The 23,876-nt window shown below is 65.3% G+C and carries 24 protein-coding genes and 1 pseudogene; 14 read left to right on the top strand and 11 right to left on the bottom strand.

Annotated features, from left to right (window positions below; genetic code table 11):
* Positions 1 to 161: 161 nt before the first annotated feature.
* Positions 162 to 1,931 carry a M14 family metallopeptidase gene (locus tag HG421_RS05680; RefSeq protein WP_169705584.1) on the bottom strand — a complete coding sequence of 590 codons (1,770 nt, stop codon included), beginning with the start codon at positions 1,929 to 1,931 and terminating at the stop codon, positions 162 to 164.
* Between the two features lie 158 nt (positions 1,932 to 2,089).
* Between HG421_RS05680 and HG421_RS21065 the strand changes: the two are divergent.
* The 4 genes and pseudogenes from HG421_RS21065 to HG421_RS05700 all read left to right on the top strand — a co-directional run.
* A pseudogene (locus HG421_RS21065) lies at positions 2,090 to 2,418 on the top strand (hypothetical protein); the annotation flags it as partial.
* A 127-nt stretch (positions 2,419 to 2,545) separates the two neighbouring features.
* The gene (locus HG421_RS05690; protein ID WP_169705585.1) at positions 2,546 to 2,854 is read left to right on the top strand and encodes a hypothetical protein; all 309 of its coding nucleotides are present in this window, start codon (positions 2,546 to 2,548) and stop codon (positions 2,852 to 2,854) included.
* A 425-nt stretch (positions 2,855 to 3,279) separates the two neighbouring features.
* On the top strand, positions 3,280 to 4,845 hold the full coding sequence (locus HG421_RS05695) for an oligopeptide:H+ symporter (protein WP_169705586.1): 1,566 nt from the start codon (positions 3,280 to 3,282) through the stop codon (positions 4,843 to 4,845).
* 7 nt (positions 4,846 to 4,852) lie between these two features.
* Positions 4,853 to 5,461, top strand: a complete 609-nt coding sequence (locus HG421_RS05700) for a rhomboid family intramembrane serine protease (RefSeq protein ID WP_064509041.1) — start codon at positions 4,853 to 4,855, stop codon at positions 5,459 to 5,461.
* Between the two features lie 137 nt (positions 5,462 to 5,598).
* On the opposite strand, the gene HG421_RS05705 is transcribed toward HG421_RS05700, so the two are convergent.
* Positions 5,599 to 5,799, bottom strand: a complete 201-nt coding sequence (locus HG421_RS05705) for a hypothetical protein (RefSeq protein WP_169705587.1) — start codon at positions 5,797 to 5,799, stop codon at positions 5,599 to 5,601.
* A 210-nt stretch (positions 5,800 to 6,009) separates the two neighbouring features.
* On the opposite strand from HG421_RS05705, the gene HG421_RS05710 reads away from it, so the two are divergent.
* The 3 genes from HG421_RS05710 to HG421_RS05720 all read left to right on the top strand — a co-directional run bounded on the left by HG421_RS05710 (position 6,010) and on the right by HG421_RS05720 (position 7,745).
* Entirely contained in the window at positions 6,010 to 6,294 is a 285-nt protein-coding gene (locus HG421_RS05710; protein WP_169705588.1) for a GNAT family N-acetyltransferase, read from the top strand.
* A 38-nt stretch (positions 6,295 to 6,332) separates the two neighbouring features.
* Positions 6,333 to 7,178, top strand: a complete 846-nt coding sequence (locus HG421_RS05715; protein ID WP_169705589.1) for a DUF3298 and DUF4163 domain-containing protein — start codon at positions 6,333 to 6,335, stop codon at positions 7,176 to 7,178.
* A 66-nt stretch (positions 7,179 to 7,244) separates the two neighbouring features.
* Entirely contained in the window at positions 7,245 to 7,745 is a 501-nt protein-coding gene (locus HG421_RS05720; RefSeq protein ID WP_169705590.1) for a MarR family winged helix-turn-helix transcriptional regulator, read from the top strand.
* Between the two features lie 208 nt (positions 7,746 to 7,953).
* Here HG421_RS05720 and HG421_RS05725 read toward each other — a convergent pair whose 3' ends face one another.
* The gene (locus tag HG421_RS05725; protein ID WP_211161785.1) at positions 7,954 to 10,152 is read right to left on the bottom strand and encodes a M3 family metallopeptidase; all 2,199 of its coding nucleotides are present in this window, start codon (positions 10,150 to 10,152) and stop codon (positions 7,954 to 7,956) included.
* A 327-nt stretch (positions 10,153 to 10,479) separates the two neighbouring features.
* On the opposite strand from HG421_RS05725, the gene HG421_RS05730 reads away from it, so the two are divergent.
* Complete coding sequence (locus HG421_RS05730; protein ID WP_169705591.1) at positions 10,480 to 10,962, top strand: glutathione peroxidase; 483 nt, start codon at positions 10,480 to 10,482, stop codon at positions 10,960 to 10,962.
* A 137-nt stretch (positions 10,963 to 11,099) separates the two neighbouring features.
* Here HG421_RS05730 and HG421_RS05735 read toward each other — a convergent pair whose 3' ends face one another.
* A complete protein-coding gene (locus HG421_RS05735) occupies positions 11,100 to 11,879 on the bottom strand; it encodes a ferredoxin--NADP reductase (protein WP_169705592.1) in 780 nt (259 codons plus the stop codon).
* Between the two features lie 214 nt (positions 11,880 to 12,093).
* Positions 12,094 to 13,971 carry an ABC transporter ATP-binding protein gene (locus HG421_RS05740; protein ID WP_169705593.1) on the bottom strand — a complete coding sequence of 626 codons (1,878 nt, stop codon included), beginning with the start codon at positions 13,969 to 13,971 and terminating at the stop codon, positions 12,094 to 12,096.
* 225 nt (positions 13,972 to 14,196) lie between these two features.
* Between HG421_RS05740 and HG421_RS05745 the strand changes: the two genes are divergently transcribed.
* The 3 genes from HG421_RS05745 to HG421_RS05755 all read left to right on the top strand — a co-directional run bounded on the left by HG421_RS05745 (position 14,197) and on the right by HG421_RS05755 (position 17,252).
* A complete protein-coding gene (locus tag HG421_RS05745) occupies positions 14,197 to 15,714 on the top strand; it encodes a fumarate hydratase (protein ID WP_169705594.1) in 1,518 nt (505 codons plus the stop codon).
* Positions 15,715 to 15,790: 76 nt separating this feature from the next.
* A complete protein-coding gene (locus HG421_RS05750; RefSeq protein WP_169705595.1) occupies positions 15,791 to 16,426 on the top strand; it encodes a glutathione S-transferase family protein in 636 nt (211 codons plus the stop codon).
* Between the two features lie 112 nt (positions 16,427 to 16,538).
* Entirely contained in the window at positions 16,539 to 17,252 is a 714-nt protein-coding gene (locus HG421_RS05755; protein ID WP_228331308.1) for a carbonic anhydrase, read from the top strand.
* Positions 17,253 to 17,457: 205 nt separating this feature from the next.
* Here HG421_RS05755 and HG421_RS05760 read toward each other — a convergent pair whose 3' ends face one another.
* Positions 17,458 to 18,591, bottom strand: coding sequence for a phospholipase A (locus HG421_RS05760; RefSeq protein WP_169705596.1), 1,134 nt, complete (start codon positions 18,589 to 18,591; stop codon positions 17,458 to 17,460).
* Between the two features lie 215 nt (positions 18,592 to 18,806).
* Complete coding sequence (locus tag HG421_RS05765) at positions 18,807 to 19,292, bottom strand: DUF456 domain-containing protein (RefSeq protein WP_169705597.1); 486 nt, start codon at positions 19,290 to 19,292, stop codon at positions 18,807 to 18,809.
* Positions 19,293 to 19,520: 228 nt separating this feature from the next.
* On the opposite strand from HG421_RS05765, the gene HG421_RS05770 reads away from it, so the two are divergent.
* Entirely contained in the window at positions 19,521 to 19,736 is a 216-nt protein-coding gene (locus tag HG421_RS05770; RefSeq protein ID WP_169705598.1) for a cold-shock protein, read from the top strand.
* A gap of 87 nt (positions 19,737 to 19,823) precedes the next feature.
* Here HG421_RS05770 and HG421_RS05775 read toward each other — a convergent pair whose 3' ends face one another.
* On the bottom strand, positions 19,824 to 20,306 hold the full coding sequence (locus tag HG421_RS05775) for a glycine zipper 2TM domain-containing protein (RefSeq protein ID WP_104540508.1): 483 nt from the start codon (positions 20,304 to 20,306) through the stop codon (positions 19,824 to 19,826).
* A gap of 119 nt (positions 20,307 to 20,425) precedes the next feature.
* A complete protein-coding gene (locus tag HG421_RS05780) occupies positions 20,426 to 20,854 on the bottom strand; it encodes a hypothetical protein (RefSeq protein WP_169705599.1) in 429 nt (142 codons plus the stop codon).
* Between the two features lie 70 nt (positions 20,855 to 20,924).
* Here HG421_RS05780 and HG421_RS05785 point away from each other — a divergent pair, with 70 nt between their 5' ends.
* Positions 20,925 to 21,755: a tRNA threonylcarbamoyladenosine dehydratase gene (locus HG421_RS05785; protein ID WP_169705600.1), complete on the top strand. Its 831-nt coding sequence runs from the start codon at positions 20,925 to 20,927 to the stop codon at positions 21,753 to 21,755.
* Between the two features lie 39 nt (positions 21,756 to 21,794).
* Here the strand turns inward: HG421_RS05785 and HG421_RS05790 are convergent, their stop codons facing one another.
* Both HG421_RS05790 and HG421_RS05795 read right to left on the bottom strand, forming a co-directional pair.
* On the bottom strand, positions 21,795 to 22,565 hold the full coding sequence (locus HG421_RS05790) for a TatD family hydrolase (RefSeq protein ID WP_169705601.1): 771 nt from the start codon (positions 22,563 to 22,565) through the stop codon (positions 21,795 to 21,797).
* Positions 22,565 to 22,780, bottom strand: a complete 216-nt coding sequence (locus tag HG421_RS05795) for a DUF6116 family protein (protein WP_169705602.1) — start codon at positions 22,778 to 22,780, stop codon at positions 22,565 to 22,567. Before HG421_RS05795 ends, HG421_RS05790 begins: the two co-directional genes overlap by 1 nt.
* A 144-nt stretch (positions 22,781 to 22,924) precedes the next feature.
* Here HG421_RS05795 and HG421_RS05800 point away from each other — a divergent pair, with 144 nt between their 5' ends.
* Complete coding sequence (locus HG421_RS05800) at positions 22,925 to 23,716, top strand: glycine zipper 2TM domain-containing protein (RefSeq protein WP_169705603.1); 792 nt, start codon at positions 22,925 to 22,927, stop codon at positions 23,714 to 23,716.
* The last annotated feature ends 160 nt before the right edge of the window (positions 23,717 to 23,876 follow it).

The following is a 23,876-nucleotide window of genomic DNA, read 5'->3' on the forward strand; positions in this document are numbered from 1 at the left end:
GCGGGCGCGGGCGGAAGACGGGGCGTGTAAACGTTTTCATGTCGGGATGTGGCACGGGGTGTCCTTCTATTACGGGTCATGTCAGAACAGGTCGGGCACCGCGGTGCCCGGATCGGATGGCGCTCTGGCGCGCCTGGCCGCTCGCCGAACTGGCGGGGCCGTCAGAAGTCGGTCTGCGCGGTCCGCAGCACCGGATACAGCTGGTAGCGCTCGTCCCAGGAGGAATGGCGCCGGGCGAAAAATTCCAGCCGCGCCTGTGGGTCGGCGGCAAAGGTCGTGTCGTTGGCCAGGCGCTGTTCGAACTGCGCCTGCAGGCCGGCATCGCGGGCCAGCATGTCGCGCGCCACGTCTTCGGCGACGTAGGCCTCCATGTATTCCTTGCGTTCGAAGGCAGTATTGAAAAAGCCCCACTGCAGCAACGAGTCCGGCGCCTGTGGTTCCAGCATCGCCATCACCAGGCGCGCCTTGGGCTGGGCGATCGGCACGAACAGCGAGCCGGCCGGGACGGCGCGGCGTTCCTCGCGCCATTGCCCGCTGACTTCCACGGTCTGGTGGCTTTCGTTGGGGCGTGCCGCGAACTTGACCGCGTCGGCGCGGAAGGTTTGCACCGGCCGCTGCGCCGCATTGCCGATGGTCGTGAACTGGATGCCATGCAGGCGCAGTTTTTCGCCCACCAAGGCTGCTTGCGCAGCCGGGACCAGGTAGCCGCCGCGCGGCGCATCCACCACCACATCGGGCTTGATCTGGTCGCGCAGCGGCACCTTCCAGACTTGCGGCTTGCTTTCGTCGTAGCGCGTCATCAGCGCGCCGGAAATCGGCGACGGTGTGCGCGTATACGCGTAGCCACGAAACGCCACGGTGCGTGCGTTTGGGCCCGCAGCGAAGCTCAACGGTTCGGTCGTGCCGGCCAAGCGCGTGGCGCGCTGGTCGGCCGCCAGTGCATCGGCGCGCCACTGGGTGCCATGGCGTGCGGCCTGCTGCAGCACCGAGACGATGGCGTTGCGGGTGACCCGCACGCGCGTGGGGTAATCCTTCCACGAATGCGTTTCTACCAACATGCCGAAGCGGTTGCGCAGCAGGAAATAGCCGTGCGAGAAGCGCGGCGGCGACACGTCGTCGGCAAAGCCGGAGGTGGGATCGTCCTCGCGCACGAAGGAGGGGTAATACGGCAGCGGCAGCGAGCCCTGCTTGCGCAGGTCGGCCAGCACCGCATCGCGCCAGCGGATGCCGTCGCGCTGCAGGGCGGTGTCGCCCGCGTGCACCGGCTCCACCTGCACCGAGACGTCGTGCTCGAACTTGGCGCCGTCGGTGACGTGCAGGTCCACGTACATCAATGGGTCCCATTGCTGCACCAGGCGCAGCATGGCCTGCATTTCCGGCGCGTCGGCCTTGACGTAGTCGCGGTTGAGGTTGAGGTTCTGCGCGGTGGTGCGCCAGCCCATCTGTTCCGGGCCACGCTGGTTGGGGCGATTCCAGGCGCCGAAGCGTTCATGGCCATCGACGTTGAACACCGGTACGAACACCCACACCAGCTTGTCGAGCACGCCTTTGTTGGCCTTGCCCTCGAGCAGCTCGCGCAAGGCCAGGAAGCCGGCGTCCTTGCCATCGATCTCGCCGGCATGGATGCCGCCCTGGATCAGCACCACCGGCAGTTTGCGTTGCGCGGCGGCGTCTGCATCCAGCGTGCCGCTGGTGGAGACGACCAGCGCCTTCATCGGCCGGCCTTCGGGCGTGGTGCCGAACTGCGTGCAGCGCACCGCCTGTGGATAGCGCTGCGCAAAGGCATCGCATAGCGCGATGACTTCGTCGTAGCGGCCGGTCTGCGTAAAGCCGCTACGCTCGGCCACGCTGGTCAGCGGCTCGGCGGCAAGCGCGGTGGAAACGGAAGTCGACAACAACAGGCCCAAGGCCAGGCGGGTGTAGCGGGGCATCCAGCGGTCCGGTGTCCAGGAAAACGTTTGCAATGTAGCCGAGCCGGCGCGGAAGGCCAATCTGCAATGCGGCATGGGCCCCGGCCAGCAGTGAGCGCGAGTGCCCGGGCGGGGCTGCTTTTCGCTGCATCTCATGCGCCATGCATAGGCATTTGATGATGTCGAATGCACCGGTGCCCGCACGACCGCATGGCCGGACGTCCACCGTGCCGGGCCCAACCGCCGGCGTGCGCCTGCCGCGCCAGATGCGTTTCATCATCCGCACCGAAGCCTGCGAGCGTTTCAGCTTCTACGGGATGCGCAACATCCTGGTGTTGCTCCTGATCACCTCATCGCGCTGGGCGCGGGCGGTATCGAGCCGCTGGTGGCTTCGCTCTTGGGCGACCAGTTCGACCAGTCCAAAAAGCACCTGGCCAAGGGTTCCCGGCATTTTGATGTTTACGCCACGCTGGTGTTCTGGCTGGAGCGCAAGCGCCATGCGGTATTGCGGTCAGGCGCGCGCCCGGCGGCATGCTCGGTTGGATTCGCCGGTTGAATTAAAGCTTCGCATGCGGCCTGCCTTGTTTGGAGCAGCGGGCTAGCATCAGGTCTCCGACTCAAATGCGAGTGAATCCATGCGTATTCTGTCACCCATCTCTAAATCTCGCGCGTTCGTCACGGCTGGGCTCGCTGTGCTTGCCGCGTTGAGTACCACTGCTGTTCTTGCCCAAAACGAAACAGGTGTCGAGACCAGCGCTCTCGCGCCCATGGATGCGAACTACCGCCAGGTGCTGTTGGCCACCTTGCCCGATGCCAAAGTTAAATGCGCAAGATCGACAATATCAGGTACCTACAAGCCATACTGGATGTACAGCTTCGGCGCCAGCCCCTTGGTTCAGGGCGGCCAAAGACTGTATTTCGCTCAGTGGAAATGCCGCCCTTGAAGTCTGCTGGGTTGCTGATTTTTTTCCATTGAGCATGAGGGCCAGCGGTTGGGTGCGGGGTGCAGCGCTCACCTTGAAGCGTCGGCACTCCGCCCTCAACCGGGCTGCGCGGCATGGGTTCTGCCCATTACGCCGGTGACATCGCAGAAGCGCTCCAGCACGGTCGGCAGCAGCGTCACCCTGTTGGCCACCAGCGCGAGAGTGTCTTGTTGGCGAACAGCGTTGCCCGGTGGGGCGCGGCGATGAAGACCACCCGGGTCACCTGCGGCATGGGATGAACATCAGGAAGGCGCCAAGGTCCTCGCGCAGCCGGGCCAGGTCTTGAGAGGATGGCACGGGGCAGCCGATGGCCTCGTCCCACCGCATGTCGCCGAATGGCGCCCGCCGGTACCATAGGGCCTGTCACCAGTTCGACCGGACCGCCTTTGACCACCACGACCTTGCCCGGCCCCACTGCCGGCGCGCGCCTGCCGCGCCAGATTCCTTTCATCATCGGCAATGAAGCCTGCGAGCGTTTCAGCTTCTACGGGATGCGCAACATCCTGGTGCAGTTCCTGATCACCTCGCTGCTGTTGCAGGAGGTCAGCGGACCCGGCCGCGAGGCCGAGGCCAAGCACATCCTGCACAGCTTCATGATCGGGGTGTTTTTCTTCCCGTTGCTCGGCGGTTGGTTGGCCGATCGCTTCTTCGGCAAATACAACACCATCCTGTGGTTCAGCCTGGTGTATTGCGCCGGGCATGCCTGCCTGGCGCTGTTCGAAGGCAGCCGCAACGGCTTCTTCCTCGGGCTGGGCCTGATCGCGCTGGGTGCGGGCGGTATCAAGCCGTTGGTGGCCTCGTTCATGGGCGACCAGTTCGACCAGTCCAACAAGCACCTGGCCAAGGTGGTGTTCGACGGCTTCTACTGGATCATCAACTTCGGCTCGTTGTTCGCCTCGTTGTTGATCCCGCTGGCGCTGAAGAACCTGGGCCCGGCGTGGGCATTTGGCATTCCCGGCATCCTGATGTTCGTGGCCACGCTGGTGTTCTGGCTGGGGCGCAACCGCTACGTGCGGGTGCCGTTGCCGCCGAAGGACCCGCACGGCTTCGGCGCGGTGGTGCGCACCGCGCTGCTGACGCGCGTGCCGGGGAAGGGCCGTCCCGGTCTGGTGCTGGCCTGGCTCTCGGTGGTGCTGGCGCTGGCGAGTTTCGCCTGGGTCGAGCCGCTGGGCATCGTCATCTGCCTGTGCATCGCGCTGGTGCTGTTGCTGGCCGGCATCGGCGGCGGCACCTGGTGGCAGCTGGAGCGCGCGCGCGGCACGCATCCGGATGCGGCGGTGGAAGGCGTGCGCGCCTTGCTGCGGGTGCTGGTGATCTTCGCGCTGGTCACGCCGTTCTTCTCGCTGTTCGACCAGAAGGCCTCGACCTGGGTGCTGCAGGGGCGCGAGATGACCATGCCGGCCTGGTTCACCGCGTCGCAGATGCAGGCGATCAATCCGTTGCTGGTGATGCTGCTGATCCCGTTCAACAACCTGGTGCTGTACCCGCTGCTGCGCCGGGTCGGCTGGGAGCCCACGCCGTTGCGGCGCATGACCAGCGGCATCGCCTTCAGTGGCGTGGCCTGGATCGTGGTGGGGGCGATCCAGGTGGTGATGGATGGCGGCGAGCCGATGCACATCGCCTGGCAGATCCTGCCCTATGCCTTGCTCACCTTCGGCGAGGTGCTGGTGTCGGCCACCGGCATCGAGTTCGCCTACAGCCAGGCGCCGCCGTCGATGAAGGGTGTGGTGATGAGCTTCTGGTATCTGACCACCACGGTCGGCAACCTGTGGGTGCTGCTATCGAACGTGGCGGTGCGCAACGAGACGGTGACCGCGCATATCGCCGATACTGGACTCAGCGAAGCGGCGTTCCTGATGTTCTTCTTCGCGGCCTTCGCATTCCTGGCGGCACTGGCCTTCGGCCTGTATGCGCGCGGTTATCGCATGGTCGACAATTACCGTTCTGCCTGAGGTCTGCATGATTACCCTGATCTTGATCGCCATCACCGGCATCGTCTCCTGGATGGCGTTCAACAACCGCAAGTTGAACGACCGCCTGATCCTGTGGCCGCCGGCCGTGGACAAGCACAAGCAATACGACCGGCTGGTGACCTACGGCTTCATCCATGCCGACCTGGGCCACCTGGTCTTCAACATGATCACGCTGTTCTTCTTCGGGCGGGTCATCGAACGGGTGATGCTGCAGATCACCGGCAGCGTGCTGACCTATCCGCTGTTCTATCTGGCCGCGCTGGTGGTGTCGATCCTGCCCAGCTACCTGAAGAACCAGAACAACCCGAATTACTTGAGCCTGGGCGCCTCCGGTGCGGTGTCGGCGGTGCTGTTCGCCTTCATCCTGCTGCAGCCGTGGACCATCATCCTGGTGCTGTTCATTCCGGCACCGGCGATCATCTATGCGGTGTTCTACGTGGGCTACAGCCTGTGGATGGACCGCCGCGGCGGCGATCGCATCAACCACAGCGCGCACCTGGCCGGCGCGGCCTTCGGGGTGATGTTCATGCTGATCATGGAGCCGCGGGTGTTGCAGATCTTCCTGGAGCAGCTGTCCAACCCGCGCTTCGGTTGAGTGAGGACCAGCATCGGCGGGCGATGTCCCCCGGTGGGCGCGTGGCCCGGCCTGGTGCAGACCCCGGGTTGCAGACGCCAACCAGGCCAGGACCGCGCTGGTGCATGACGGTCCTGGCGGGTGCGGCAGTGCCGGCCTCAGGCCGCGTTGCGTTCCTGATCGGTGGCCAGTGCCGAGCCGGACACGGCGCCGTAGGCCTGCTGCAGGCGCTGGTAGACCGTGTCGTTGAGCTGCGCGAAGTCCGGATTATGGGTGTCGCCGGTGATGGCGAACTGCAACAGCCCTTCCAGCAGCGAGCTGTCGCTTTGCGCGTTGTTTCCTGCCGAATCATTGTGCATGCGGTGACTCCTCGTAGGTAAGACGAGGGCGCCGGGCATGCCGGAGACCGGTTGCAGCGAGCGCCATCGAGTCAGCTATCGGCGGTGCTGCAGCGAACTTGAGCAGGTCATCGCCGAGCCGGGCGGCCGGTCACAGCGTGGATTCATTTTCACGCAGGCGCGGCGTCGCGCTGGTCACACTGGCCGTACTTGGCAGCGGTGCAAACTACGATGAAGGCAGCGACAGTGCACGTCGACCACGACCCGACACAGCAGCATTTTGTCGTAGACACCGATGGACAACGTGCCGAGCTGGTGTACCGCCGCGACAGTGCGGGCATGACCATCACCCATACGCTGGTGCCGGAGGCGATCGCCGGACGCGGGATCGCTGCCGCCTTGGTTGAGGCCGCTCTGGCGTTTGCCCGGGCATCCGGGCTGAAGGTGGTGCCCGCGTGCAGTTATGCGCAGGCTTACATGCGTCGACATCCACAGTTTCAGGATCTGCTGGCCTGACGGCCGCAACAGCAAGTCAATCAGGGGAGCGGGTGGGAATGGGGCGGTTGCTTGCAGGAAATGGGGTGCGGGGCCTGCTGGTGCTGGCGCTGCTGACGGGCTGTACGCAGCGCGAGCCGGCAACTGCCGAGCCGGCCGAACCGGCGGCTGATGCGGCCGTGGCAACACCGCCGCCGGTCGAGCCGGCAATGGTGCAGAGCGGCCCGCTGGAAGACGTGATCGAGCATGCGCCTGCCTACATGGTGGGTATCAGCTACCCGCGCGGCCTGGATGCCTATCCGGAACTGACCGCGTTGATCCGCACGTACGCGCAGGACGCGCGCAGCGAATTGATGCAGGCCGTTTCCGGTCTGGGCAACGACAAGCCTGCCGCGCCCTACGAGTTGTCGCTGGCGTTCGAAACGGTGCTGCAGACCGCCGACCTGATCGTGATCGCCGCCGACGGCAGCCGCTATACCGGCGGTGCGCATGGCGAGCCGTTGGTGGCGCGTCTCGTGTGGCTGGTCAAGGAGCGCAAGCAGTTGACTGCACAGGCGTTGATTCCGGATGCGGCGGGGTGGGGCAAGATCGGCAGTGCGGTGGCCGCACAGCTGCATGCCGCTGCCACGCAGCGCGTGGAGGCCGACCGCGTGCCGATCGAAGAACAAGCAGAACAGGTAGCGTCGGCCGATCGCATGATCGCCGAAGGCACTGCCGCGCAAGTGGACAACTTCGCGCAATTCGTCCCGGTGTTGAATGCGGCCGGGCAGATCACTGCACTGCGTTTCGTGTTTCCTCCGTATCAGGTAGGACCGTACTCGGATGGCACGCAAACCGCCGACGTGGCTGCATCTACATTGCTGCCGTGGGTCGCGCCGGAATATGTACATCTCTTCGCTCGCTGATGTATCGCCCCGCAGTCGATGTGATTGAATGGCTGGACCATTCAGTAATGTACTCCAACGGGTGATATGAGTAGTTTCGATCCAACCGCAAACCGCGTGGGCCACACCTGCGCGCGATACCCGGAATTCCCGCGGGAACCGGCCGTTCTGGTGAGGTTGATCAAGCATCTCTACAAGCGCATGCACACGCAAAGCTGCGTGCGGCTCAAGCCGTACGGCATCAGCCCACCGGAATACGAGATTCTGATGATGCTCTACGGCACGCCGGAGCAGGCCATCACGCCCACCGAAGTGGCCGAGGCCGCCAGCGAGAAACCGGCCAACATCACCCGGCTCACCGACCAGCTCTGCGACAAGGGCTTGATCGCCCGTGGCGCCAGTTCCGACGACCGCCGCAAGATCGTACTGACCTTGCAGCCGGCAGGGCTGGCTTTGATCAAAAGCCTGTTGCCGGAAGCGTGCACGCTGTTGCATGCGCAGACGGCCGGCCTCAGCGACACCGAACAGGTGCGCCTGGAGAAACTGTTGAAGAAGCTGCTCGAAGGCGTGGACGCGGTGGAGTCCTAGCAGCGGTCGACGCGTCCTGGGTGGTTGGCGGGAAGGCGTGCGGCGGATGCCAGACGCGCGATACATGCCGACGTGACGATCTTGGCCGTGCACTGGCTTTCGCCAGGCCCACCGTGTCCGGTGTGCGGCACGCCCACGCATGGGCACATTAAAACGCCGCCCGGATCGCTCCGGGCGGCGTTGTATCTGGAGCAAGCTGCAGGCCGGGTTACGGCTTGGACTGCGGTGCCTCTGGCGTGGCGCCATCGCCACCCTGCGCGCTCAGGCCGCGCTTTTCGAGCAGTGGCTCGATCTGCGGCGCATGGCCGGCAAAGTTCTGGAACAGCTCCATTGCATCCACGCTGCCGCCGCGCGAGAGCAGGGTCTTGCGGAAGCGGTCGCCATTGGCACGGCTCAGGCCACCATGTTGCTTGAACCACTGCTGGGTGTTGGCATCCAGCACTTCGGACCAGATGTAGGCGTAGTAACCGGCTGCGTAGCCGCTCATGATGTGGCTGAAATACGGCGTCTTGTAGCGCGGCGGCACCGGCGCATAGGCAATGCCATCTTGTTGCAGGGCCTTGGCTTCGAACGCCATGACCCCGGCCGCATCGGGCACGTCGCTGGCGCTGACCTGGTGCCAGTTCTGGTCCAGCATCGCCGCACCCAGGTACTCGGTGGTGGCAAAGCCCTGGTTGAACTTGGACGCAGCAATCACCTTGTCCAGTAAGGCCTGCGGCATCGGCGTGCCATTCTGATAATGCTTGGCGTAGTTCTTCAGGATGGACGGCTCGTCGGCCCACATCTCGTTGACCTGCGAGGGGAACTCGACGAAGTCGCGCGGCACGCTGGTGCCGGAGAAGTACGGGTATTTGACGTCGGAGAACATGCCGTGCAGCGCATGCCCGAACTCATGGAACATGGTGGTCACTTCATCCCAGGTCAGCAGCGTCGGCTGGCCGGCCGGCGGCTTGGGGATGTTGAGGTGATTGGCCACCACCGGCTTGAAACCGGTCAGCTCGGACTGCGACACATACGAGTTCATCCAGGCGCCACCGCGCTTGGATTCGCGGGCATACATGTCGGCGATGAAGATCGCCAGCTGCTTGCCGTCGGCATCGAACACGTCGTAGACGGTGATGTCGTCGCGGTAGGTCGGCAGGTCGGTGCGCTGCTTGAAGGTCAGGCCATATTCCTGGTTGGCTGCGTAGAACACGCCGTTTTCCAGCACGTTCTTGAGCTCGAAGTACGGCTTGAGCTGGGACTCGTCGAAATTGTACTTGGCCTGGCGCACCTTCTCGCTGTAATACGCCCAGTCCCAGGCTTCGAGCTTGAAGGTCGGCTTGCGCGCGGCCTTTTGTTCCTTGTCGATCATCGCCTGCAGGTCGGCGGCTTCGCGCTTGGCATTGGCGACCGCAGCCGGCGCCAGTTTGCCGAGCATCGCATTGACCGCTTCCGGAGTCTTGGCGGTCTGGTTTTCCAGCGAGTAGGCGGCATAGGTGGGGAAACCGAGCAGCTTGGCCTTGTCGGCGCGCAGCTTCATGATGCGCGACACCAGCGCGGTGTTGTCGTACTGGCCGCCATGGCTGCCGCGCGACACCGAGGCGTCGTAGATCTTCTTGCGCAGCTCGCGGTTCTTGAGCTGGGTCAGCGGCGGCTGGCCGGTGGTGTTGAGCAGCGCAATCACGTACTTGCCATCGAGCTTGCGCGCCTTCGCCGCTTCGGCAGCAGCGGCGATCTGTTCTTCGGACAGGCCATCGAGCTGCTTGACGTCATCCACGACCACCGCGGCGGCGTTGACCTCGGCCAGTACGTTCTGGCTGAAGGTGGTGCCCAGCTGGGCCAGCTCGGCATTCATCCCCTTGAGCGTGGTCTTGTCTGCATCGGAGAGCTTGGCGCCATCGCGCACGAAGTCGCTGTAGTACTTCTCGACCAGGCGCACCCCTTGCGCATCCAGGCCCAGCTTGGCGCGTTGGTCGTACAAGGTCTGGATGCGCGCAAACAGCTTGCCGTTGAGCGAGATCGCATCGCGGTGCGCGGCGAACCTGGCCGAATAATCGGCCTGCAGTTTCTTGCGCGCATCGTTGGTGTCGGCACCGACGAGGTTGAAGAACACGGTGGTGGCGCGGTCGAGCGTGGCGCCGCTCTTTTCCAGCGCGATGATGGTGTTCTCGAAGCTCGGCTTGGCCTTCTGGTTGGCGATCGCGTCCACTTCCTTCAACTGCTCGGCCATGCCGGCATCGAAGGCGGGTGCGAAGTCGCTGTCGGTGATCTTGTCGAACTGCGGGTAGTGCAGCGGCAGGGTGCTGTCGGCAAAGAAGGGGTTGGCTTGGGTGGCGGCCTGCGTGGTGGCAGGCGCGGCGATGCTGTAGGACGGCATGGCAAGTCCCAGGGAAGCGGCCAGGGCAAAAGCGAGACGGGTGGTCAAGAGGGTTGCTCCAAAGTGCGAACGGCCGAGGCTAACCCAGCCGGCCCGCACAGGCCTGTGACAAAAGGCATGCCCGGGCGGCGTTTGCGCATGGGGCAGGGCAGGCGCTGACGACCTGGCAAGGCGGACGCGGCCGCAGGGCAGCGTGCGGCCGTGGCGTTTTGCCGGGGGGCATCGTGCGTGGACCGGCGTTGTGCGTTAGGCATTCCGAGCATGCGGGGAGCAGCACAGGGCGTGCCGCATGGCCACTTATGGCATGACACAGCTGCGCTGCAGCAACGCAGGCAGACGCGTTACCCTGCGGTCTTCCCATATATCGAGCCAGCCATGCGCGATCTTTCCAGCTTCGAATTCACCGACCTGGACGGTCGCACGCAGGCGATGCGCGATTACCTGGGCAAGGTGGTGCTGGTGGTGAATGTGGCGTCCAAGTGCGGCTTTACCCCGCAATATGCGGGGTTGCAGGCGTTGTGGCAGCGCTACCGTGAGCGCGGGCTGGTGGTGATCGGATTCCCCTGCGACCAGTTCGGGCATCAGGAACCGGGCGACGCCGCGCAGATCCGGCAGTTCTGTTCGCTGGACTATTCGGTGGATTTTCCGTTGTCGTCCAAGATCGAGGTCAATGGCAGTGGAGCGCATCCGCTGTGGCAGTGGCTCAAGCACGAGCAACGCGGCGTGCTGGGGTCCGAAGCCATCAAATGGAATTTCACCAAGTTCCTGATCGGCCGCGACGGCGCGGTGCTGGAGCGCTATGCGCCGACCACCAAGCCCGAAGCCATCGCGGCCGACATCGAGCGCGCATTGGGCTGATGTGGCACGCGCGGTAGCTTGCCTCGCCGCACGGTGTGCCGCTGCGCTGCAACTGGCGACACATGCGATGCGCGTGAAGTGTGGCAGTAGTTGCGCTCCTACGAGCCCTGCGATGCCGGGGAATCGCAGGAGCAGGCTCACTTCTCGACGAACGCGCGCTCGAACACGTAATGCCCCGGCGTGCCGATGCGTGGCGAGGTCTGGAAACCGCGCGCGTCCAGCAGCGTGCGCAGGTCGGCCAGCATCTGCGGGCTGCCGCAGATCATGAAGCGGTCGTTGGCCGGGTCCAGCGTGGGCAGGCCCAGCGTCTGCTGCATGCGGCCATCGGCCATCAGTTCGGTCAAACGGCCTTGGTTGGCGAAGGCTTCGCGCGTGACTGCCGGGTAGTACAGCAGTTTCTCGCGCAGCAGGTCGCCGAGGAATTCGTGCTGCGGCAACTCGCGTTCGAAGTAATCGCGGTAGGCCAGATCCTGCACGAAGCGCACGCCCTGGGTCAGGATCACCTTGTCGAAACGCTCGTAGGTTTCCGGGTCCTTGATGATCGACAGCCATGGCGCCAGGCCGGTGCCGGTGCCCAGCAGATACAGGTTGCGCCCGGGGTGCAGGTCGCTGATCAGCAGCGTACCGGTGGGCTTCTTGCCGACCAGCACCTTGTCGCCGGGCTGGATGTGCTGCAGCCGCGAGGTCAGCGGGCCATCGGGCACCTTGATGCTGAAAAACTCCAGCTGCTCTTCCCAGTTGGCACTGGCGATCGAATACGCACGCAGCAACGGGCGCGTTTCGGTTTCCAGGCCGATCATCACGAACTGGCCGTTCTCGAAACGGAAACCGGGGTCGCGGGTGGTGGTGAAGCTGAAGTAGGCATCGGTCCAGTGACGGACCTCGAGCACCGTTTCGGCGCCAAAAGCGGAAGACATACCGGTGAGTGTCGTGGGAGGAGTACCGGGCAATTCTACCTCAAGCCGTCCAAATGAGATGAACTCTCATTTGGCGGGAATGGAGAATCGGGAATCGGGAATGGGGTGCAGTGCCGAAAGATCCGGGTCTCCTTGGGGTCAGCAAGCTGTGTACTGTCAGCCATCGGGGCGCCGCTTCTAACGATTCCCCATTCCCGATTCCCGATTCCAAACCTCACCGATACCCAGCCGCCTGCAGCTCGAACAGCTCCGCATAGCGCCCGCCCTCGGCCATCAGCTCTTCGTGGGTGCCGTTGGCTTCGATGCGCCCCGCCACCAGCACCAGGATGCGGTCGGCCATGCGCACGCTGGAGAAGCGGTGCGAGATCAGCACCGCGGTGCGGTTGTCCGACAGCTCCTTGAAGCGCTGGAACACCTCGAACTCGCTGCGCGCGTCCAGCGCGGCGGTGGGTTCGTCCAGGATCATCAGCTGCGCGTCGCGCATGTAGGCGCGGGCGATGGCGATCTTCTGCCACTGCCCGCCGGACAGGTCCACGCTGTTCTTGAAGCGGCGCCCGATCAACTGGTCGTACCCCTGGGGCAGCCCGGCGATCAGCTCGCCGGCCATCGCGCGCTGCGCGGCGGCCTGGATGCGGTCGGTGTCGTTCATCGCATCCACCTGGCCCACGCCGATGTTCTGGCCCACGCTCAGGTGGTAACGCACGAAGTCCTGGAAGATCACCCCCAGATTGGCGCGCACATCGTCCAGATCGTAATCGCGCAGGTCGCGGCCATCGAGCAGGATGCGGCCTTCGTCGGGGTCGTACAGCCGTGCCAGCAGTTTCACCAGCGTGGTCTTGCCGGCGCCGTTTTCGCCGACCAGCGCCAGCACTTCGCCGGCGCGCAGTTCGAAGTCCAGATGCCGCACCGTCCATTGCTCCGCCTCCGGGTAGCGGAAACCCACGTCCTCGAACACGAAGCCCTGGCGGATCGGCCGCGGCACCGGCAACGCGTCGGGGCGCGAGCGGATCTCCGGCACGATATTGAAGAACGAGTACAGGTCGTCCAGATACAGGGCCTGCCCGGCGACCTGCGAAAAGCCGATCAGCAACCCTTCCAGCAGCTGGCGCAGGCGCAGGAAGCTGCCGGCCAGGAAGGTCAGGTCGCCGATGCTGAAATCCCCGCGCACCGTGCGCCAGGCGATGTAGCCATAGGCGGCGTAATAGCCCAGCGTGCCCAGCGCCGCCAGCAGCGCGCCCCACAGCGCCCGCTTGCGTGCAAGGGCGCGGTTGGCCTGGAAGAACGTGTCGGCCAGCCGGCGGTAGCGCGCGATCAGGAACCGGTGCAGGTTGAGGATCTTGACTTCCTTGGCGGTCTCCACGCTGGCGCCCACCTGACGCAGGTAGTCGAGCTGGCGCCGCTCCGGCGTCCACTGGAAATTGAGCGAATAGCCCAATGCATTGAAATGCGCCTCGCCGATGAAGGCAGGAATCAGGGCGATCGCCAGCAGCACGATCAGCCACGGCGCATACACCACCAGGCCCACCGCCAGGCTGATCACGGTGATGGCATCCTGCACCTGGCCGAACAGCTGGCCCATCAGGTTCATACGGTTCATGGTCTGGCGCCGCGCGCGGTCCAGCTTGTCCTGGCGGTCGGGGTCTTCGAAATCCTCCAGATCCAGCTGCGCGGCATGTTCCATCAGGCGCACGCTGGCGGCGTTGTTGAACAACTCCGACAGCAGCGCATCGGCATAGCCGACCATGCGGCCGAGCAGGTCCGAGCCGATCGCCAGGGCCAGCTCCAGCGCCAGCAATTCCAGCAGCCGGTTCAGGCGGCCGCTTCCCAGCGCCTGGGCGAATGACTCGAACGCCGGCGGCTGGCCCACCAGGTGGACCGCCTCGTCGATGATCAGCTTGCCGATGTAGAGCGTGGCAATCGGCATCAGCGCGCGCACCACGCGCAAGCCGATGCTGCTGGCGCTCAACCAACGGCTGGTCTGCCAGATCTGGCGCAGGAAGGGGGGCAGGTTGCGCAGCGCATCCAGGCGTTCGCGCAGGGTGGGGCCGGTACGGGGAGCGGGCGCAGTGGCGCCGGAGTGGGGAGCTGACATGCGCATAGTGTGCCGGGCGCAGCGTGCGCCGGGAGTGTTGGGCGGCGCCGGGAGAGCTGGTCGCCGCCGGGCAGGCCCGCCCGGCCCATGGTCTGGCAGGGCGATGGGCGCAGGGCAACGCCGTGGTACGCCCTTTCGCAACGCAGCCTTCCCGCGGCCGCGCCGGTCTGGCCGGCGGTTTGCTCTAAAATGCCCGGATTGCCCCCGCCAGCCGTAGAGCCAGCCGTGACCTCGATCAAGCAGGAAGACCTCATCCAGTCCGTCGCCGATGCGCTGCAGTACATCAGCTACTACCACCCGGTCGACTACATCAAGAATCTGTCCGCGGCCTACGAGCGCGAAGAATCGCCCGCCGCCAAGGACGCGATTGCGCAGATCCTGATCAACTCGCGCATGTGCGCCGAGGGCCACCGCCCGATCTGCCAGGACACCGGCATCGTCACCGTGTTCCTGGAGATCGGCATGAACGTGCGCTGGGACGACGCGACGATGGGCGTGGAAGACATGGTCAACGAGGGCGTGCGCCGCGCCTACAACCATCCGGACAACAAGCTGCGTGCCAGCGTGCTGGCCGACCCGGCCGGCAAGCGCGCCAACACCCGCGACAACACCCCGGCGGTGGTCAACACCAAGATCGTGCCGGGCGACCACGTGGAAGTGATCGTCGCCGCCAAGGGCGGCGGCTCGGAGGCCAAGAGCAAGTTCGCCATGCTCAACCCGTCCGATTCCATCGTCGATTGGGTGCTCAAGACCGTACCGACCATGGGCGCCGGCTGGTGCCCGCCGGGCATGCTCGGCATCGGCATCGGCGGCACCGCCGAAAAGGCGATGCTGCTGGCCAAGGAAGCGCTGATGGAGCCGATCGACATCGTCGACCTGCAGGCGCGCGGCGCGGCCAATCGCGCCGAGGAACTGCGCCTGGAGCTGTACGAAAAGGTCAACGCGCTCGGTATCGGCGCACAAGGCCTGGGCGGCCTGACCACGGTGCTGGACATCAAGGTCAAGGATTACCCGACCCACGCCGCCAACCTGCCGGTGGCCTTGATCCCCAATTGCGCCGCCACCCGCCATGCCCACTTCACCCTGGACGGCAGCGGCCCGGTGATGCTGGATCCGCCGTCGCTGGAAGACTGGCCCAAGCTCACCTACAACCCGACCAATGCGCGCCGGGTCGACCTGGACACCATCACCCGCGAAGACGTCGCCAGCTTCAAGCCGGGCGAAGTGATCCTGCTCAACGGCAAGCTGCTGACCGGCCGCGACGCCGCGCACAAGCGCATGATCGACATGCTCAACAAGGGCGAAACCTTGCCGGTCGATTTCACCAACCGCTTCATCTACTACGTAGGCCCGGTCGACCCGGTGCGCGATGAAGTGGTTGGCCCGGCCGGTCCGACCACCGCCACCCGCATGGACAAGTTCACCCGCCAGATGCTCGAACAGACCGGGCTGCTCGGCATGGTCGGCAAGTCCGAGCGTGGCGATGCGGCCATCGATGCGATCCGCGACAACAAGGCCGTGTACCTGATGGCGGTCGGCGGTTCGGCGTACCTGGTGTCCAAGGCGATCAAGGCCGCGCGCGTGCTGGCATTCGAAGATCTTGGCATGGAGGCGATCTACGAATTCGAGGTCAAGGACATGCCGGTCACCGTGGCGGTGGATTCCACCGGCGAGTCGGTGCACAAGACCGGCCCGCGGCAGTGGCAGTCGCGCATCGGCAAGATTCCGGTGGTGGTGGAGTAAGCACGGCGATCGGACCGGCTGCGCCGCCGTCAGGGGCCAGCTTGCCTGCCTGTACCAACTGACTTTTGGAGCACGCATGGTCGCCACGCTGTACCACACCCCCAGCACCGCCGCCCTGGTCGTGCACTGGCTGCTGATCGAACTCGACGTGCCCCACGTGCTGCATCCGCTGGACTTCGAGCAGCGCGAGCAGAAATCGCCCGAGTATCTGGCGCTCAATCCGGCCGGCGTGGTGCCGACCCTGGTGCTGGACGGGCAGGTGCTGACCGAAGCGGCGGCGATTGTCCTGCACCTGGCCGACCTGTACCCACAAGCCGGGCTGGCGCCGCCGGTGGGGACTCCGGAGCGTGCCGCTTACTACAAGTGGATGTTCTTCTGCGCCAATACCCTGCAGCCGGCGTATCGCGCCTGGTTCTACCCGCACGAACCAGCCGGCGCAGCCCATGCAGACGACGCCCAGGCACAGGCGCGCGAGAAGCTGGAAACGGCCTGGGCCCAGGTCGATGCGCATCTGCAGGCGGGCGGGCCGTATCTGCTCGGGAACACGCTGTCGGCGGCCGACTTCATGCTCACCATGCTGATGCGCTGGTCGCGCAACATGCCCCGGCCAACCGACACCTGGCCTGCGCTGCAGGCGCATGCGCAGCGTATGAAAGCACGCCCGGCATTTCAGGAAACCTATCGCCGCGAGGGCCTGACGGACTGGACCTGAACCGGCGGCGCGCGGCGGTGAACTTCTTTGCGTATACCCTGCAGATGCGTCGTTCTGCACGCTAAGTCACATAGTACGATCGCGGTACCAACCAGAGAGCAGGGGCTCGTCCATGTCGCATTCCGCATCCCGTCGAAAGCTGCTGCAGTGCGCGTGTTGCGCGCCGATTGCCGCGGCCACCGCATCGCTTCCCTTTGCGGTGCGCGCCGCGCCGTCGAAGAAGACCGATCTGAATGCCGACCAGGCGCTGCAGGTGCTGCGCGACGGCAATGCCGCCTTCGTCGAAAACCGCCCCAGGAAAGTGATCTCCGACAGCCGCCGGCGGCTGGAGCTGGCGCTGGGCCAGACCCCGTTCGTGATCCTGGTGTCGTGCTCGGATTCGCGCGTGCCGCCGGAGCTGTTGTTCGGCCGCGGGCTGGGCGAGATGTTCATCGTCCGCAATGCCGGCAATACCGTGGACACCACGGCGCTGGGCTCGATCGAATACGCGGTGAGCCAGCTCGGCGTGCCGCTGGTGGTGGTGATGGGCCACGAGAGCTGCGGTGCGGTGGCGGCGGCAGTCTCGGTGGTGGAGCAGAACGCGTTTTTCCCGGGTGCGATCGGCGCCATGATCGAGCCCATCGTCCCGGCGGTGCTGACCGCCAAGGCCAAGGGGGGCGACGATCTGCTGGCCGCCTCGGTCAAGGCCAACGTCAAGCGCACCGTCGATCGCCTGCGCGGCGCCTCCGAGCCGGCCCTGCTCGAACCCCTGCGCTCTGGCGTGTGCAAGGTGGTCGGTGCCTATTACACCTTGAAGGACGGCAAGGTGGATTTCTTCGACGTCTGAGCCGCCGGCCTGCGGCACGCGACGCGGGCTGCACGGCTGTGCCGCCTGCGTCATGCAAGCCGCTGTTATCGGCAACCCATGCTGCGCCATGCGGACACAAAGAAGCCGGCAGCAATGCCGGCTTCGTGCGTTGCGCTTTGCGCGTGCGACAGGGCTGCAACCGCGCGGCCCTGCATTCAATCGCGTGCGGTGCGCCGGCCAGGCCTCAGAACCACTCCAGCAGCGACACGCCCAGGCCGATGTAGGTGGCCTTGTGGTTGTAGTCGATCAGGCTTTCGCCGTAGCCATCGAAGACCTGGACGTGGCCACGCAGCAGGTTGGTGATCGGAAACCCATAGTCCACCTGCAACGAGCCGTGCGAGCGGTCGCCACCGCGCAGCGAGTGGCGCGCGATCAGTGCCACTTCGTGGCCGTTCTTGTTATAGACCAGGGTGGCATCGCCGCGGCCCATGTAATCCTCGATGTCCGGATTGTTGTCGTCGGCGCGGTCTTCCTTGATGCGGAACCACGGGCGCAGGGTCAGTGCCCAGTTCTCCCGATCCAGCCCGATATTGAGGATCACCCGGTTCCAGGAGCGCGACAGCGGGTCGGCGCGGCCGTTGGACATATGGTTGAGACTGATGCCGCTCATGCGGCCCTTCCAGCCGAAGATGCTGTAGTTGTTGCGGAACACCAGCATCGCTTCGGGTTCGTAGTTGGTCTCGCGGAAGGGGCGCGAGGCCTCGGAGTTGTAGGCCTGCCAGCGCGAGCTCTGGGTGTAGCCCATCCAGATGTCGCCGTTGTCGCCGAACAGGTCCTCGGCCACCTTGGTCTTGAAGCTGAGCTGGAACTTCAGTTCCGCGCTGTCCAGCTGCTGCGGCGTGGACACCGAGTTGGCCGGGTTCGGCGACTGCGGGGTGCGGTTGGTATCGCTGGTCCAGAACGCTGGCAGCAGGTACACCGGCTTGTAGCCGCGCAGCTGGAAGGTGCCCAGTTTGGAATCCTTGGCCAGTTCCCAGCGGCGGTCCAGCAACGAGCCGCGCCCGGCATTGGCCACGGCTTCTTCCTTCGACGGGTCCTGGCCATCGGCGCGGAAGAAGTCGCCCACGCGGCTGAGCGTGCGGGCGTCGTCGGGCTTGGCGGCGGCCTGCTTGGCCAGTTGCGCTGCCGCGTCCGCTTCCAGGACGGCTTGCGGGGTATAACCCAGCGCCTGGTCATAACAGGCCAGGCGCGCCGCATCCGAAGTGACCGAGGTGCAGGCCTGCGGCGAGGCCGGTTGTGGTGCGATTTCCTGCGCATGTGCCAATGGCGCGGCGGCCAGGGCAATCAGCATCAAGGGACGGGTACGGTGCGTGGACATGGCGGTCTGGCCGAAGTGAGGGCGCCAGGCCGGCGCGAAGACCCGCAGCTTAACGGTCGCGTCTGCATACGCGGTGTGTACACGGGGGCATAACATGGAGCGGGGGGTGTGTTGCCTCATTTACCGCACGGCGCTGCGCTGCAAGCGCCACACGGTGCATGCTGGCAGGTTGCCAGGAGCGCTCTTTCGACGAGGGCCAGGCCAAGCGCGGTAATTCAGAACAACCAGGCGATCGCGAACACGCCCAGCATGCACAGGCCCAAGGCCAGCTTGGTCGCCGTGCCCAGTACGATGCCCAGCCAGGTGCCGATGCCCACCTTTGTGGCCTGATCGGTCTTGCGGGTCTGGTAGTACTCGCCGATCCAGGCGCCGGCGAACGGGCCGACGAACAGGCCGATCGGCATGAAGAAGACCCCGGCGATGGCGCCGACCACCGATCCCCACAACGCCATCTTGCTGGCACCCACGCGCTTGGCCCCATAGACGGTGGCCAGAAAGTCGATCAGGAACGACAGTACGGTGATCACGCCCATGATCACCAGCGCGATCCATCCCACATGGGTGAACCCATCGGCCCAGGCTGCAAGCAGCAGCCCGGCAAACACCAGTGGCAGGCCCGGCAGGGCCGGCAGGATGACCCCGGCCAGGCCGATCAACACCAGCGCCCCGGCCAATACGTAGTAGACGACAGTCGTGTCCATGATGGTTTAGAAATGTCCTATTTCAGGCTTGACGGAAATACGCAAGGGGTGCTTGAAAATTCATTTTGCGCGGGTTAAGTTGCAGCCGCTGCTGTTTGCAAAGGTCACCATGAATCGTGGCCTGATGCGGTAGATCCTCCGATCCGCTACATCCTTGTACCTCGCTTCCTCCTTGCAATCACAGCCACCACCGCCAGTCCATCACAGTGTCGTAGGGAGTCAGTCGAGATGTCCAACACCGAACGCGAGAATGGTGTCGTGAAGTGGTTCAACGATGCCAAGGGCTTTGGATTCATCAGTCGCGAAAATGGGGAGGACGTCTTCGTCCATTTCCGCGCGATCCAGATCCAGGGCTTCAAGAGCCTCAAGGAAGGCCAGAAGGTCAGCTTTACCGTCGTGCAGGGCCAGAAGGGCCTGCAGGCCGATGCAGTGCAGGTGGTCTGATCGGCCGCAGCATCAGCACGATGCGCAGACAGCACAAAGGCCCGTCACCGGGCCTTTGTGCTGTCTGCCAGATGCGTGGTGCGCCGATCAGCGCAGCACCACCCGTCCGTTGACCACGCGCACGTACGCGTTCTCGCGCACGCCGGCCAGGTCACGCTGGTTCACCACGATCACCCGGCCGTCGTCCATGCGCACCTGCACATCGAAGCTGGAACTGGTGACATTGTTCTGGATGGCATTGCCGGCCAGCGCGCCGGCAGCGGCGCCGGCCACGGCCGACACATTCTTGTTGCCCTTGCTGCCGCCGGTTTCCTTGGAGATCTGGCGGCCGGCCACTGCGCCGACGATGCCGCCAAGCACGGCGCCGGTGCCGGTCGGTGCGGTGCGGGTTGGGCCGACCTCATCGATACGGGTGACGATGCCGCAGTCCACGCAACGCGGAGCCTGTTGCGAATACCCCTGGTCGTAACCACGGTCGCCGCGGTAGCTGCCGTACTGGGGCTGGGAGGTGGCGCAGCCGACCAGTGTCGCGGTTGCAGCCAGGCCGATAACGAGCAGTCGGGTCTTCATGAGGTGTCTCCGGAGCTTTTGAAGGCGGTCGGTGCCGCGGCGACGTCATCCTCTGATGGTCCAGGTGAACGGTTTGCCAACTGGATCACCCCAGGCTTAACGAAACCCGTGCATCCCGTTCATCGAAAGTCACGGTGGCAAGCATCGCAGGCGTCGGAAATCGGCGTTTTCGAGCGCGCAACTGCCGCGCAATCGGCCGCTGGCGCGCGTTGTGCGCGGTCCAGCGCCGTGCGCAGCGCCTCGGCATGTTCCCCAAAGCGGCGGTCCTCGCCGAGGTTCGCAAATGCGGGCTCCAGTTCGTCGGCGAGCAGGCGGAGCGAGCGCAGGCGCGCCTGTTGCTGCGCTGGTGCGCAGCGCGCGCCGGGTTGCGGCTGCAACGCACGCACCTGGTAGGCCATGACCTGCATCAGGCTGTCGGGGACCGGGTTGCGTCGGGCCTGCAGCACCCGCGCCACCATCACCGTGGTCACCAGTCCGATCAGCACGCCCAGCACCAGCATGAAAGCGTAGCGCGCCGCGCGCGATTGATCGGGAGGGGAGTCGGTCATGGCGAATGCTCCGGCAGCAAGGCGTGCAGGTGGGCGGACGCGCCGCCGATGGCGCGCGTAAAATAGGGCGATGAAAGCACAATGGCGTGAACGGTTTGCCGGTATCGACCGGCTGTATGGAGTCGGCACGGTGGAGCGCCTGGCCGCCTGCCGCGTGGCGGTGGTCGGCATGGGCGGGGTGGGCTCGTGGGTGGTGGAGGCGCTGGCGCGCACCGGCGTGGGCCATCTGCGCCTGATCGATGCGGACGATCTGTGCCTGTCCAACACCAATCGGCAGTTGCCGGCGCTGGCCGGGCAGTACGGACGCAACAAGGCGCGCGCGATGGCCGAGCGCTGCCTGGCGATCAATCCCGAGATCCAGGCCGACGCGGTGGAATCCTTCCTCACTGCCGGCAACATCGACACGCTGCTGGGCGAAGGCTTCGATCTGGTGATCGATGCCTGCGACAGCTTCCGGGTCAAGGTGGAAACCATTGCCTGGTGCCGCCGGCGCAAGCTGCCGCTGCTGACCGTGGGTGCCGCCGGCGGGCGCACCGATCCCACCCTGGTGCGGGTGCGCGATGTCTCGCGCACCGAGCACGATGCGATGCTGGCGCTGATCCGCAAGAAGCTGCGCAGCGAGTTCAACTTCCCCAAGAATCCACAGCGCTATTTCGGCGTGCCGGCGGTGTATTCGCTGGAGAACGTCAAGTATCCGCAGGCCGACGGCAGCGTGTGCGGCATCCGTCCGCAGCTCGACGCCGATGCCACGCTCAAGCTGGACTGCGGCGCCGGGCTGGGCGCAGCCACGCATATCACCGGCACCTTCGCGTTCGTGGCGGTAGGCAAGGCACTGGAGATGCTGCTCAAGCCCAAGGCCGGTGCCGCCAGGCCGGCGGCACCGATTGCCGCGGCCTCGTGATCGCGCCAGGCATGCCGCCCTGCGCGGCGTGTGGGGCAATCAGCCGGGCGGCAAGCCGAACAAGCCGCGTGCGTTGGCGGTGGTCTGCGCCGCGATGGCCGCGGCATCCTCCCCGCGCAGCTGGGCGATGCAGTCCAGCACCGTGCGCAGCTGGGCCGGCTCGTTACGCTGGCCGCGGATACTGGCGTCGGGCTGATCGGGAGCATCGGTTTCCAGCAACAGGTGCTGCAGCGGCATGGTCGCCGCCAGCCCGCGCAGGCGATTGGCGCGCGGGTAGGTCACCGGCCCGCCGAGTCCGATCATGAAGTCCAGATTCCACAGCTGCCGGGCCTGTTCGGGGCTGCCGGCAAAGCTGTGCACCACACCGCGCAGGCCGCCGATGGCCTTGATGCGGGCGATGACTTCTTCGGTGGCGCGGCGCGCGTGCACGATCAGCGGCAGGCCGAAGCGCTTGGCCAGCCGCAACTGGCCATCGAAGTAGTCACGCTGCGCCTGCGCATCCAGCCCCTCCAGATAGAAATCCAGCCCGCACTCGCCGATGGCGCAGGGGCGCTCGCGCTCGATCCAGTCCGCCAGCGCCTCCAGATGTTCGCGGCGGTGCTGGTCCAGGAAGATCGGATGCAGCCCGTAGGCCGGATGCAGCCCGGGTGCCTGGGCGCACACCGCGCGCAAGCCGGGCCAGCTGGCCGCGGTGATGGCGGGCACCACCTGTTGCATCACGCCGGCAGCATGGGCGCGGGCAATGACCGCAGCGCGGTCATGGTCGAATTCGCCAGCATCCAGGTGGCAGTGACTATCGATCAATTCCATCAGGGGCGGCGTGCCGGTGCCGGCAGCGGTGCCTTGCGGGTCTTCCAGTTCGCCAGCAACAGCGTGGTCAGTCCGAACAGCAACTCGTCCAAAAACGGAATCATGTCAGGTACGACCAGATCGACCAGGAAGAGCGCCGCGGCCAGTTTGAACAAGGTGGGATAACGCAGTTTGCTGGCCCAATGCAGCGCACGTGCAGTCAAGGGATTTCGCATGCGAATGCTCCGGCTGTTAGAGATCCATGAAGTAACCGCTAGCTGAACTTAACCGCCGCGTTCATGAGCGAGGGCGTTTTCGTTCAGGGTTCCCATGCTGGAATCACGCCGTCAACAACGCGGTGCGTCCGCAGGGAGCTGGTGATGAAGAGCAATACGACAACTATACTGGTCGCTGCTGGTGCCTTGCTGGTTGGAGGCGTGGCAACAGCCGCCTTCATGAACAACCGTCCGTCCTCCGGCGACTTCGTCGCCAATGGCCAGCCGGCGCCGCGCGGCCTGGAATACGCGGACGTGGTGAGGGTTGCCCCGATCACCCAGCGCGAGCCGCAGTACGCGCAGGTCATCAACAGCAATGCGATCCGCGAAACCACCACCAGTTCGTCGCCGCGTGAAGTGTGCCGCGACGTGGTGGTGCAGGAGCGCCTGCCCGAGCGCGATGGCAATGTCGGCGGCACCGTCGCCGGTGCGGTCATCGGTGGCCTGATCGGTAATCAGGTCGGCGGCGGCAACGGCCGCAAGCTGGCGACCGCCGCTGGTGCGGTGGGCGGTGGCTTCATCGGTAACCGGGTGGACCGCAACCATGTCGGCGGCCGCGTGGTGGATCGTACCGAGCGCCAGTGCCACACCGAAAATGCCAACTCCTCATCCTCGCGCGTGGTTGGCTATGACGTGACCTACCGCAACGCCGATGGCACCACCGGCACAATGCGGATGGACAGCAAGCCGGGCGAGCGCATCTCGCTGGGCGACGCCGACAATGTTGTGGCCTACGACGTGACCTACCGCTACGACGGTTTAGAGAGGACCGTGCGCATGAACGACAAGCCGGCCAGCGATCGTCTGGCAGTGGTCGATGGCCAGCTGGTGACCCAGACCGCTTCGACGGCTGGCGATGCCGGCGTCCGTCAGGACGGGATGAGCAGCCGCCAGTAATCGACTGCGGCACAGCGTTTGCCGCGAGCCGGCACTGCCGCAACGCGATGCACTCAAGTGGCCCCGTCTTGTGATTAACCCAATAGCGGGGCTTTGATATCTCGTCACCGACCTCGGCCTCGATGGCCGAGGTCGATGCTCGAGGAAGAAATTTTCCATG

The organism is Xanthomonas campestris pv. badrii (assembly GCF_012848175.1).
Lineage (GTDB): Bacteria > Pseudomonadota > Gammaproteobacteria > Xanthomonadales > Xanthomonadaceae > Xanthomonas > Xanthomonas campestris_C.